Source organism: Pyxidicoccus sp. M6, assembly GCF_055568925.1.
Window position 1 is genome coordinate 1,711,057 of record NZ_CM145714.1, and the last position, 12,693, is coordinate 1,723,749.

The following is a 12,693-nucleotide window of genomic DNA, read 5'->3' on the forward strand; positions in this document are numbered from 1 at the left end:
GTCAACCCACGCCGACCGCGAGGCTCGCCAGATACTGGTCCAGCGTCTGGGCAAAGGTGGCGTCGTCGTTGAGGAACGCGAGCCCCACGCCGCCGGTGTACGGGTCATCCACCACGTGCACCACCACCGCGTCGCCCTGCAGCCGATTGCCATTGGGCAGCTTCACGTCCACGGTGACGACGCTGTCCGGCTGCGGCCGGTGTGCCGTACGCACGAAGAGGCCGCCGTTGGAGATGTTGAGCGCGTGCTCACGCACGAAGTCCAGGTTGGTGCGGAATTCCAGTTCCAGCTTCACCGCGAAGCGCCGCCCGCGCCGCTGTGGGCTGCCCGGGGGCGCGGTGGGCAACTGCACCTGGTGTGAGGGAACAACCGCCGGAGGCGGCGGGGACTGATTCGCGGACGTGGCGCTGGCATCCGGCGCGCTCGGAGTCACACGTGCGGGTGGTGCCTCCGGAGCAGGACGGGGCGCCGGCACGGGCCGGGGCGCGTCCATGGGATTGGCGGGCGGAGCAGCGGGACGCGTGCTGCTCGCGGCGAGCCGGCTCACATGCTGCTGCAGGGCACGCGCGACGGCGGCGCGCTCCTCGCTCGAGTACGCAGTGCCGCCTCCGAAGGTGGTGGCGCGGAAGGCATCGCGCTCAACCTTCTGCATGCGCCACAGCTCCACGAAGGTGCCGCCGCTGCGCTTCGCCTCCTCTGCCAGCTTCTCCACCGCGGCTCGCGGGTATCCCGGAGCTTCCACCTTCAACTCGAGTCCCGCTTCTTCCGCGCGCAGCGACACCACGAGCTGGAGTGACTGCGCGGAGGGCAGCACGGTGCCGAGTCCCTCCACCCATGAGGCCACGCGCTCCGGCGAGGCCGAGCCATTCCACAATGCCGCAAGACCGAAGACGGGCACGGCCGCGACGATAGCCGAGCCCTCCCACTCCGCGAACCCTGTTCGCTCACAGTGCAGCCGCAATCTGCTCATATGGCTGCATGGGAAGCGACCGGGCGATGACCCTTCTTTGCCCTGAAGGGAATAGAGTATCGGCAGGGAGCAAATCGCTCTCTAGAATCGATGTCTGCCTCGACCCATCTATTCCCCCCACTTGGAGTCGAGGCCACTGGAGTCAAAGACGATGCGGACCCCTTTCAGGCACCTCGTCACCTGTACGCTGCTGGCAGTCTCTCTGCTTGCGGCCTGCAATGGTGGCGATGACCCAGATCCGAAGCCCGTCATGGATGCGGGCCCGGGTGGCAGTGAGATTGACGGCGGCGTCACCCAATCGGAAGAGGATGCCGGCATCGAGCCGGACCCGGACCCGGACCCGGGCAAGGTGCCCACGGACGTGGGCGACACGACCAACCCCACGAAGGACTCTGACTGCGACGGCCTCACGGACGCGGAGGAGTTCGCCAACGTGTACCCGGGCGGGCTCAAGACGGACCCGGGCGTGCGTGACACCGACGGCGATGGTATTCGCGACGGCGTGGAGGTGGGCCGCACTACCACGCTCAACACCAACTGCTCCTTCCGCGCGGACGTGGACCCGGACACGCGCACCTCTCCGGTGAAGGCGGACACGGACGGCGACAGCATTCCCGACGGCCTGGAGGACACCAACCGCAACGGTGCGCGCGAGACGGGCGAGACGGACCCGAACGCCATCGACTCGGACGGTGACGGGCTGAAGGACGGCGAGGAGGACACCAACTTCAGCGGCACGGTGAGCCCGGGAGAGACCGACCCGCGCAAGCGCGACACCGACGACGACGGCCTGCCCGACGGCGTTGAGAAGCGCATCAGCACGGACCCGCTCAAGCCGGACACCGACGGCGACTCGTGCAGGGACGGCGACGAGGACAGGGACCACGACGGCGTGAAGGACAACGGCGAGTCGGACCCGAAGGTGGCCGACTGCGCCGCCTCCGTGCCGGACGCGGACTTCGACGGCATCCCCGACGGCGTGGAGACCTCCACCGGCACCGACCCGAACAAGGCCGACACGGACAGTGACGGCCTGAACGACGGCGTGGAGGACGAGAACCGCAACGGCCGTGTGGACGCCAACGAGACGAACCCTCGCCTGAGCGACACCGACTGCGACGGCCTCCAGGACGGCCCCGGAAAGAATGGCTTCCTGGGCGAGGACCCCAACAGCAACGGCCGCGTGGACGCCAACGAGACGGACCCCACCAACCCGGACACGGACGGCGACGGTCTGCGCGACGGCCTGGAGCGCGGCGTGGCGACGGCGGCGGCTCCGCGCAAGGACTGCGGCTACTCCGGTGACGTGCACACCACCTCCTCCACCGGGCCGCTGAGCGCGGACACGGACGGCGACGGCATCCAGGACGGCGCCGAGGACGCCAACCAGAATGGCCAGGTGGACCCGGGCGAGCTGGACCCGCGCAACCCCAATGACGGCGCGCCCGCCACGCCGGCGGGCCAGGCGTGCAAGACGACCAACCTGCGCACCGTCACCTTCGCGGAGGACTCCGGCGGTGACCTGCGGCTGGCGCTGCCCAGCACGTTCAAGACGGCCAACATCGTGAAGCTGTCGGCGAATGGCGCCACCGTGGGCCTCGTCGGCTGGGACGACACGAAGAAGGTGACGCTGATTGCGTACAAGCGCGGCCAGGTGGGCACCGCCGCGGACCCCATCAGCGACGAGACGGGCATCCGCACGGCGTCCTTCAACGCCGCCACGCGCGACTTCACGCAGACCTTCACCACCTGGGACGGCTTCCCGTCGCTGGCCGCGCGCTACGGGATGGCGGGCACCGACGACCTGATGACCTTCACCAACACCCTGGCCCGCTCGCTGGTGCCCAGCAGCACCGGCGCGCTGACGGGGACGGCGGGTGTCACCGGTCCGTTCAAGATGCAGGCGCAGTACGTGCACCGCTCCAACCAGAGCGTGGTGGTGGTGCTCGCGATTACGCCCGAGTCCAACTACACGGAAGGGGGCAGCCTCTTCACCATGGCGGACACGGCGGGCGGCACGGCCCTGGCGCAGTTCGGTGACGCGGACGCGGTGCAGTGCGAGCAGTTCATCGCCAAGCAGGCGGTGGTGGACTTCCTCTTCGTGGTGGACGACTCCGGCTCCATGGCCAGCTCGCAGCAGTCGCTGGCCAACGCGGGCACCGCGGTGGCGGCGAAGCTGGCCAACACGACGCTCGACTGGCGCCTGTCCATGGTGACGACGAGCTACAGCATCGCCGGGAAGGACAACACGGGCGTGCTGCGCGGCTTCACCCGCAACATCAACCAGTTCCGGGCGTGGCTGACGCAGAACAGCACGTGCTCCAGCGGCCAGTGCAACACCGTCACCATCCCCCCGGGAGGCGAGCCCACCACGTGTACGAACAACAACCAGTGCTGGGTCAACCTCAAGGGTGACGGCTCGGAGAAGGCGCTGGACGCCGCGCGCAAGGCCATCAACGACATGAGGGCCGCGGGCGGCACGGCGGACACCCGCATCCGCGACGGTGCCAAGGTCGTGGTCGTCGTCCTGACGGACACGCGAGACCAGTCCGGCGACACCATCGACACCTTCAAGCAGTACTTCCTGGACACGGGCACCTCGGCCGGGACGAACAACAACCCGGTGGACCAGCAGATCCAGGTGCACGGCATCATCTGCCCGCCGGATGGCGCGCGCTGCCACCAGGACGAGGACAACACCAACCCGCGGCACCTGGACATCATCCAGGCCACGGGCGGCGTGTACGGCAGCATCCGCGACGCGACCTCCATCACCACCACCATCAACGCCATCGTCGACAGCGTCATCGCCTCCGTGGGCTACAAGACGCTGAAGCCGCCCATCGGCGCCTCGCTGCGCGTGGCGGTGGCCGAGGTGTCCGACGCGGCGGTCTGCCCGACGGCGGGCGATTTGCCGCGCAGCCGCACCCACGGCTTCGACGTGGACGGCATCAGCCGCGCGGTGTCCTTCTACGGCGCCTGCCGTCCGAAGACGCCGGGCACCACGCAGGCGGCGGTGTCCTACCGGTACTGGAGCGACCGCACGACGAACCCCAACGGCGTGCCGCCCCCGTGCAAGTCGGACCCGTACTACGACGCGAACGAGGCGGACTCGTGCCGCGGCAAGCTCACGTGCAACCGCACGACGGACCGGTGCGAGTGCCCGGCCGACTGCGGTGGTGGCGGGGCTCCGGGCCAGGTGTGCAACACGGACCCGGCGGTGTGCGCCTTCACGTGCGCGGCGGACTGCGCCGGAGCGTGCGGCACGTACGAGACGTGCAACCAGACCACCTGCGCGTGCGTGTGCGTGCAGAACGCGACGTGCGCCGAGGGCTACACCTTCGACCCGAACGTGTGCGGCTGCACGTGCAACACGGGCGGGCTGAACTGCGACCCGCAGCACCAGGCGGATGCGAACTCGTGCTCGTGCGCGTGCAAGCCGGACTGCGGCGGCTGCGGACGCCGTGAAGTCTGCAACGTGAGCACCTGCACCTGCGACCCCATCCTCGGCTGACGGCTGGGCGCACCGGGCCCCGTCGAGTGAGGGGCCCGGGTGGTGCTTGAGATGAAAGAACGCCCCGCGAACCTCATGGCTCGCGGGGCGTTCGTGTTTCAGGGGCCGGGCGTTACTTCCCGGCTCGTGAGGAGGCGCCGCGCGCGTCGTTCCTCCGCGCGCGGTGGCGTGTCAGACGGTGATGGCTACTTCGCGGCCGCCAGTCCGGCCGGAGCCGTCTGCGTGCGCAGGATGGGGTAGACGCGCAGGCGGACGTCGCGGGCGGGGTGGCGCTCGTAGAAGAAGCGCAGGCGGGCGCGCGGGTCCTTCGCGAAGGCGGCGTCCTTCAGCTTCGCCTCCCACTCGGCCTTCACCGTGGCGTCCTTGGCCAGCAGCTCGCGGGCGAAGGGCTCAAGCACGTAGTCCTCGATGTACTCCTTCTGCTCGAAGTGGGAGTTGAAGAAGCCCCACGACAGCAGCGAGTCCGGCCCCTGGGGCTCCAGCAGGTGCGCCGCCAGCTCCACGTGTGGCTGGGCCGCCGGGACGTACAGCGTGCCCGCGGGCAGGGCCGTGGGGCCCTTCTCCCACGCGCCCTTCACGGTGAGCATCTGGTGGCCTTCGTTGGACTGGGCGCTCCACTTCACGTCGGTGGCGTGGAACTGCTCCGTCTCGGCGGAGGGCACGTCGCGCGTGAGGCGCTGGAAGCGCAGGCCGTGGGTGGTGAGCTTCTCCGCCACCAGCGCCGCGTGGGCCGGCGGCACCAGGTAGCCGCCCGCGGGCAGCTCCGCCGTCAGCGCGGGGCGGACCTCGTCGAAGTAGGGCACGTTCCACACCTGCGGCTTCGTCACGTCGTAGCGAATCCACGTCTGGCCGGAGACCTCGGACGGGGCGCGCTCGTAGGCGTAGCCACGGAAGGGGAGGGTGCGGCTCTTCTCCGTGTTCTCCCAGACGAGCACCACCTCGCGCACCTTGCCGGACTCGGCCTCCGCGTCCGCCGCCTTCGCCGCCGCGCGCAGGGCCGCGCCGTCCCGGGCCACCAGGCGCAGCAGGCCGGCCATGGTGTCGCGCGTGGCCTTCACGCGCTGCGCGTAGTTCTTCCACGAGTGCGTCTCCACCAGCACGCCGAAGCGGTGGTGGATGGACCAGTAGGCCTGGCTGAAGCGGGGCGGGGCCACGCCGTACGCGAAGCCGGAGGCCGGGTCATCGTCCTCGCGGAAGGACGGGTAGAACTCGAGGGGCTGGTGGCCCTCGGACTCCAGCTCCGTGAAGAGCTCCTGGCGCAGCTTCACGCCCAGGGTGCGCAGCGCCTCGGGGCCGGACTTCTGCGGCTCCAGGGAGACGGACACGTCGGGCTCGAACTGGGCGCCGTCGGTGACGTGCAGGTCCGTGAAGACGAGCGGGTCCCACGCGTGCAGGTACTTGAGCAGCGCCGCCATCTCCGGCGCGTCCACCTTCGCGTAGTCGCGGTTGAGGTTGAGGTTCTGCGCGGTGACGCGCCAGCCCATCTCCTCGGGGCCCACCTGGTTGGGGCGGTTGTTCTTCCCGAAGCGCTCGTGCCCGTCCACGTTGAAGACGGGGACGAAGACGACGGTGACGCCCTGGAGCGCGCCGGGCAGCGCGGTGCCGTTCAGCAGGTCGCGCAAGAGCCAGAAGCCGGCGTCCTTGCCGTCGATTTCACCCGCGTGGATGCCGCCCTGGAAGAAGACGACGGGGCGGTTCTTCTTCACGGCCGCGGCGGGCGTGAGGGTGCCGTCCGCGCTGGCGACGAGCGCGAGCATCGGCCGTCCCTCCGGCGTGGTGCCGAAGCTGTCGCAGCGGACCTTGCCGGGGTAGGCCTTGGGGAAGGATCGGCAGAGGGACTCCACCTCGGAGTAGCGGCCGGTGCGAGTCCAGCCGCTCTGTTCGGAGACGGTGGTGAGGGACGGTGGCGCCTGATGGAGCGCCAGGGAGAGGAGGGCGGGCAGGAGCATGCCTTCCCCACACCACAGGCCCTGGTGGGTTTCAACCGTTGCGCACGGTGAGGGTGCCGCCCACGGGGAGCACGTGCAGGCGCTCACGCGGCCAGCCCCGGCGGGTCCACTCCGCGCCCAGGCGCATGGGAGGCTCGTCGAGCGGCTCGTCGGTGAGCTTGAAGGTGCCCCAGTGCATGGCGAGGAAGCGCGCGGCGCCGAGGTCCTCGAAGGCCTGCGAGGCCTCCTCGGGGTTCATGTGCTGGCGGCTCATGAACCACGCCGGGTCATACGCGCCGATGGGCAGCAGCGCGGCGTCGAGCCCGGGGAAGCGGCGGCCGATTTCCTTGAAGCCCTCGAACCAGGCGGTGTCGCCGGAGTGGTAGAGGCGCGCGCTGGAGCCTTCAATCACGAAGCCGCCCCAGAGCATCTCGTTGACGTCGTTGAGGCCGCGCCGGCTCCAGTGCTGCGAGGGGACGAAGTGCACGGTGACGGGGCCGACCTTCGTGGACTGCCACCAGTCCAGCTCGGTGACGGGCAGGTCGGAGCCGCGGAACACGGGCGTGTGCCCGAGCCCCGTGACGATGGGCGCGCCGACGGCTTTCAGCGTGGGCAGGTCCAGGTGGTCATAGTGATTGTGCGAGACGAGGCTGGCGGTGATGGGCGGCAGCTTCTCCACGGGGACGCCGGGCGGGACGTTGCGGTGGATGACGACGTTGATGGTGTCGCGGAGCACGGGGTCCACGAGGAGGGAGAGGCCGTCGAGCTGCACGAGCCAGCTCGCGTGGCCGAGCCAGGTGAGGCGCGCGCCTTCACCGGGAGCGGGTGGCGTGGCGAGGAGGGCGAGGTCGGGCTCCACTCGGGGGACGGGCGCGCGGTCCGGGGACTTGCGGCGGCGGCCGGCGAGCTTGTCGGCCACGGCCCACTTGAAGACGCGGTCGAAGGGCTGGGGACCGCTGCCGTCGAGGTTCTTGAACCGCAAGGCCATGGACTGTTCCTCCGCTCCGGAGCTGGGGCCGTGCCCCTGTCATGCTCGGGAGGGGCCCGGAGTGCAAGCTACCAGTCGGGGAGGCAGACCCACGGCCGCGTGGGGCGGGCCTTCTTGCAGCGATAGCCCTCCGCGCAGGTGTTGGGGCCGTCGGGGTCGCAGGGAGGGTGGCAGGCCCAGCCGTCACAAATGAGGCCGGAGGGACAGGAAGCCGGGTCCTCGTTGCAGTACTGCACGCACTGCATCCACACGGTGGCCGGGTATTCCGTCTCGTGGTCCAGCTCGCACTTTTGATTCTCGGGGCATGGAGTCTTCTGGCAGTTGGTGCCGTAGATCTTCTCGCAGAGGGAGGCGCCCGCTTCGTAGTGGATGCACTCCTGTCCCTCGCGGCATCCGGATTTTTCACACGTGGGCAGGCACAACGGCTCGAGCTCCGTGTCCACGCAGAAGAAGTTCTCTGGACAGGAGGTCGCATCGCTCTTGTCACACGGGCGAGCGCAGAAACCATCTGGCCCGCCACAGACGAGCCCGGGACCACATGCGTCATGCAGGTCCCTCCCAATCCTGACGCAGTTCTCCCCTTCCTTGCGGATTCCTACCGGGACGCAGATGCGAACGACGGGGCCGTCATCGAAGGTCGCCAGCGAGCGGCAGGACTCCCCCTCCTGACATTGCATATCCGTCAAACACCGGCTGTCGGTGCAGTAGTTGGTGTGAGCCCTGGCATCCAACAGACAGCCAAGAGGAAACTCGCAGTCCGAAGCGCTGTAGCAGTTGCGGTGATAGCTCTGCAGACGCAGCCGCTCCTCGCTTCTGAGCACCGGTGCAACCCGCCGCCCATTCAACCTTTCCTGTTCGGGCATCCCCATGCGGAGGACACTGCCCAGGAGGAGTACCAGGGGGAGAGGGAACAGCAGAGCAACACAGGCAGCCACCGCCGTGCGCCAGCTCATTCCCAGCACCTCCGGATGCATTCTTTACTGTGCTCCTTGCCCCTCCCGCAGAACCTCTCGAGCTCGGCCTCTGAGCAACGGCTGGAGGAAATGCTCTCCAGCGCATCCTTGTGCGCAGCCTGGTCCGCAAGGCCACCCGGCCTGTGCACCTCGGGACACCCCAGTACCGCGAGAGACAGCGTACAGACGGCCGGCAAGCGCATCGGGGTTCCTCCAGACAGAGGAAGCAGCCTGCCGAGCCTACCGGCTACCCTCCCGCGGCCGTACCCACCCCGGAGGGCATCTCCGTCGACGCACAGTGAGCAGCCCGGGCCTCACTCCCCTATATAGAGGGCGAGATGCTCTCCACCTCCGGCTCGACGACTCGCAAGCTGCTCCTGGCCTTCGGCGCGCTGGTGGCGCTCTTCACGGCCGCGTCCGGCTTCGCGCTCGCCCGGCTGGCGGACATCCACGATGGCTCGCATGCGCTCCGCGAGGCAGGCGGCCGCGTCCGCGACGCGCTGGAGCTGGCCACCGCCGTGAGAGACCAGTACGCGCACCTCGCGCACACCATCATCCTCGGCAATGCCAGCCACGTGCGCTTCCACGACGACGCGCGGGCCCGCGTGGAGGCGCTCACCCGCAAGCTCCGGGAGCAGGCGCGCGACGCGCAGGAGCAGACCTGGGTCTCGGACATCCAGCAGAACGGCGACGCGCTGAACCGGCTCTACCACGACACGCTCCTCCCAGCCGTGCTCGCCAGGGACCAGGCCGCCATCACCGCCGCGCACGGGCGCGCGCTGGAATTGGTGTCCCAAATCCAGGCGAGGGCGGACTCGCTGGCGCAGCGCTTCGACACGTCCATCGGCTCCTTCGAGGCGCACGTGGGCGCGGTGGAGCACGCGAGCTTCCGCTGGGCGCTGCTGTTCCTCGGCGGCGCCACGCTGTTCGCCGTGGGCGTGGGCATCTACATCGGCAACTCGGTGGCGCGGCCCGTGGCGCGGCTCTCCGAGGGCGCGGCCCGGCTCGCGCGCGGCGACCTCCACACCCGCATCCCCGAGGGCGACCCGGGCGAGCTCGGCCAGCTCGCGGCGCAGTTCAACCGGATGACGGAGGCGCTCCGCGAGCACCAGGCGCAGCTCGTCCAGCACGAGAAGCTCGCGGGCATCGGCCGGCTGGCGGCGGGCGTGGCGCATGAAATCAACAACCCGCTCGGCGTCATCCTCGGCTATGTGCGGTTGCTGCAGCGCAAGGCGGAAGGGGCGCTCGCGGAGGACCTGAAGGTGGTGGAGGAGGAGGCGGTGCGCTGCCAGGACATCGTCGAGGGGCTGCTCGACCTCTCCCGGCCGGGGCGCGGCCCGCTGGAGCGCGTGTCCCTGCGCGAAGCCTGTGAAGAAGTGGTGGCACGGCTGCGCGAGTCCTCGCGGCTGGGCGACGTGGAGGTGCGCGTGGAGGGAGACGCGTCCGCGTGGGCGTGGCCTCCGCGCCTGCGACAGGTGCTGCTCAACCTGGTGAAGAACGCGGCGGAGGCGGCGGGGCAGGGCGGCACGGTGGTGCTGGTCATCGAAGCGGCGCCCGACGGTGGCGCGAGCGTGGCGGTGTCGGACTCCGGGCCGGGCGTGAAGCCGGAGGACATGCCGCGCCTGTTCGAGCCGTTCTTCACCACGAAGCCGTCGGGGACGGGACTGGGGCTCGCGGTGAGTCAGGCGATTGCCGAGGCGCACGGCGGGCGGATTGATGCGGACACGGGCCCGCTGGGAGGCGCGCGCTTCACGCTGCGGCTGCCGCCCGCGTCGCCCGCGCAGGAGGCCATGGCATGAGCACGCCGGAGAAGCCGGCCGTCCTCGTGGTGGACGACAAGGAGAACATGCGCAAGCTGTTCGCGCGCATCCTCGGAGACGCCTACGCGGTGACGGAGGCGGCGGACGGGACGCAGGCGCTGGCGCGGCTGGCGGCGCGCGAGTTCGACCTGGTGGTGACGGACATCCAGATGCCCGGAGCGGACGGCTTCGCGGTGCTGCGCGAGGCGAAGCGGCGCGCGCCCGACACGGAGGTGGTGCTCGTCACCGCGTACGCGAGCATTCCGAAGGCCGTCGAGGCCATCAAGGAGGGCGCGTACGACTACCTCTCCAAGCCGTTCGACCCGGACGAGGTGGCCCTCCTCGTCGCGAGGGCCCTGGAGCGGCGCAGGCAGCGCAAGGAGGCCGCGGGACTGAAGGCGAGGCTCGCGACGGCGCCGGACTTCCACGGCCTGCTGGGCACGAGCGCCGCGATGCGAGGCCTGCACGCGCTGCTGTCCCAGGTGGCGGCGAGGGACCTCACCGTGCTGCTCACGGGAGAGACGGGCACGGGCAAGGAACTGGCCGCACGAGCGGTCCACGCGGAGAGCCCGCGCAAGGCGAAGCCCTTCGTGGCGGTGAACTGCGGAGCCCTGCCGGCGGAGCTCGTGGAGAGCGAGCTGTTCGGCCACGCGAAGGGCGCCTTCACGGGAGCGACGATGGCGAAGGCGGGGCTCTTCGAGGAGGCGCACGGTGGGACGCTCTTCCTGGACGAGATTGGAGACCTGCCGCTGCCGGTGCAGGTGAAGCTCAATCGCGCGTTGCAGGAGAAGGAAGTCCGGCGCGTGGGCACCACCACGCCGGTGAAGGTGGACGCGCGCGTGGTGGCGGCCACGCACCGCGACCTCGCCGCCGAGGTGGCCGCGGGCCGCTTCCGCGAGGACCTCTACTACCGGCTGAACGTGGTGACGGTGCGGCTGCCGGCACTGCGCGAGCGTCGCGAGGACATTCCGTTGCTGGCCATGCACTTCCTCGCGCGTGCGGGCCGGCCGGAGCTGGAGGGCTTCACGCCGGAGGCCCTGCGCGCGCTCACGGCGTACGCGTGGCCCGGCAACGTGCGGCAGTTGGAGAACGCGGTGGCACGGGCGGCGGCGGTGTCGCAGGGGCCGCGCATCGGCGTGGAGGACCTGCCGCCGGAGCTCGGCATGACGAAGGCAGCGGAGGCAGGTGGTGCCTCGGCGGGAGGGATTCCGCACGAGGCGCTGGCGAAGCTGCCCTACCGCGAGGCGGTGGACAGCGCGCGCGACGCGGTGTCGCGTGAGTACCTCTCCGCGCTGATGCAGGAGTTCGGCGGCAACGTCACCCACGCCGCCGAGCGCGCCGGCATGGAGCGCGAGAGCCTGCACCGGTTGCTCAAGCGCTACGGAGTCCGCTCGGACGACTTCAAGCGTCCGGACTGAAGCAGGTCCCCGGGGACGGCTCGGGGCGTCCTGTTCGGAAATGTCGGGACATTTCGCGCGCAAAACCCCCGACATTTCCGAACAGGACGGTTCAGGCACCGCCCCGTCGGCTTGGGAATGGGGCTGCGCACCGCGGGTTCATCCCTCTTGCCGGAGGAGCCGCCCATGCGCATCACCCCTCACGTCGTCACGTTGGCCGTGCTTGCCCATCTCGTCGCGCTGCCAGCCCACGCCGTATGCCCACCCGCGGGACATGATGCCGCGTCTCTTCGAGCACTGAAGGCCACCGGCTTTGTCGTTCCAGCCGCTGGATGCCAGGAGGGGGATGCATGCCGTCAAGCCCTCGCGCTCGCGCTGGTGGACTGCCTGGGCGCGGCCGACCCGGAACTGCGCGACGGCATTGCCTTCGAGGCCCTCTCTACCTGGGGTCGCTCGGGGGCGCTCACGCCAACGACGCTTCGTGCGCTGCTGAAGCGACTGGTCCCTGAAATCGCTCCCGGTCGTGCGGACGCGGCCGGCTTCCGTCAACCATTCGCCGCGCTCGTGCTCGCGGAGGTCGCGCGCGCGGACCGTCTCGCCCCCTTTCTTCAACCCGAGGAACGCGGGGCCCTGGTGCGCGCGGGCGCTGACTACCTGGCCTCGGTGCGCGACTACCGCGGCTTCGAGCCCCGCGCAGGCTGGCGACATGGCGTGGCACATGGCGCGGACCTCCTGATGCAGCTTGCGCTCAACCCTGCTCTCACGCGCGAGGAGTTGGATGTGATGCTCGAGGCGCTGGCCGCACAGGTGGCGCCCACGGGTGAGCACGCCTATGTGTTCGGCGAGCCGGAGCGACTTGCTCGCCCCGTCCTGTTCGTGGCGCGGCGGGGGCTCCATCCGCCTGAATCGTGGACCGCGTGGTTCGCTCGCGCCGCCGCGGTGCCCGAGGGCAAGGACGCCTTCCGCTCCAAGGCCGGCCTCGCGCGCCGCCACAACGCGAACGCGTTCCTGCTGGCCATGTACGTGGCTCTGCAGGAGGGACAGGACGCGGCCCTTCGCGAGCGTCTACTTCCGGGCGTGCGTGCGGCATTGCGCGCGTTGCCCTGACACTCCCGGGGCACGTTCCTGCGCCGACCCTCGGAAT

Annotated in this window: 8 protein-coding genes; 4 read left to right on the forward strand and 4 right to left on the reverse strand. The window is 70.1% G+C overall.

Translation table 11 applies throughout. The features are described 5' to 3' along the window. Nucleotide 1 precedes the first annotated feature (1 nt). Nucleotides 2-898: a TIGR02266 family protein gene (locus tag ACVTJA_RS07230; RefSeq protein ID WP_465840332.1), complete on the reverse strand. Its 897-nt coding sequence runs from the start codon at nucleotides 896-898 to the stop codon at nucleotides 2-4. Nucleotides 899-1,121: 223 nt separating this feature from the next. Here ACVTJA_RS07230 and cglD point away from each other — a divergent pair, with 223 nt between their 5' ends. Then, nucleotides 1,122-4,484, forward strand: coding sequence for an adventurous gliding motility lipoprotein CglD (cglD, locus tag ACVTJA_RS07235; RefSeq protein ID WP_465834961.1), 3,363 nt, complete (start codon nucleotides 1,122-1,124; stop codon nucleotides 4,482-4,484). 185 nt (nucleotides 4,485-4,669) lie between these two features. Here the strand turns inward: cglD and ACVTJA_RS07240 are convergent, their stop codons facing one another. From ACVTJA_RS07240 to ACVTJA_RS07250, 3 genes are all read right to left on the reverse strand, one after another. Beyond that, complete coding sequence (locus ACVTJA_RS07240) at nucleotides 4,670-6,433, reverse strand: M14 family zinc carboxypeptidase (RefSeq protein WP_465834963.1); 1,764 nt, start codon at nucleotides 6,431-6,433, stop codon at nucleotides 4,670-4,672. Nucleotides 6,434-6,464: 31 nt separating this feature from the next. Next, nucleotides 6,465-7,400, reverse strand: coding sequence for an MBL fold metallo-hydrolase (locus ACVTJA_RS07245; protein WP_465834965.1), 936 nt, complete (start codon nucleotides 7,398-7,400; stop codon nucleotides 6,465-6,467). Nucleotides 7,401-7,468: 68 nt separating this feature from the next. Beyond that, nucleotides 7,469-7,843, reverse strand: a complete 375-nt coding sequence (locus ACVTJA_RS07250; protein ID WP_465834967.1) for a hypothetical protein — start codon at nucleotides 7,841-7,843, stop codon at nucleotides 7,469-7,471. An 848-nt stretch (nucleotides 7,844-8,691) separates the two neighbouring features. Between ACVTJA_RS07250 and ACVTJA_RS07255 the strand changes: the two genes are divergently transcribed. The 3 genes from ACVTJA_RS07255 (at nucleotide 8,692) to ACVTJA_RS07265 (ending at nucleotide 12,656) form a co-directional block, all read left to right on the forward strand. After that, nucleotides 8,692-10,152 (forward strand): ATP-binding protein, encoded by a 1,461-nt coding sequence (locus ACVTJA_RS07255; RefSeq protein WP_465834969.1) that lies wholly within the window; start codon nucleotides 8,692-8,694, stop codon nucleotides 10,150-10,152. Further along, nucleotides 10,149-11,570, forward strand: a complete 1,422-nt coding sequence (locus tag ACVTJA_RS07260; RefSeq protein WP_465834971.1) for a sigma-54-dependent transcriptional regulator — start codon at nucleotides 10,149-10,151, stop codon at nucleotides 11,568-11,570. The genes ACVTJA_RS07255 and ACVTJA_RS07260 overlap by 4 nt, the downstream gene beginning before the upstream one ends. A 165-nt stretch (nucleotides 11,571-11,735) precedes the next feature. Next, nucleotides 11,736-12,656, forward strand: coding sequence for a DUF2785 domain-containing protein (locus ACVTJA_RS07265; protein ID WP_465834973.1), 921 nt, complete (start codon nucleotides 11,736-11,738; stop codon nucleotides 12,654-12,656). Nucleotides 12,657-12,693: the final 37 nt, after the last annotated feature.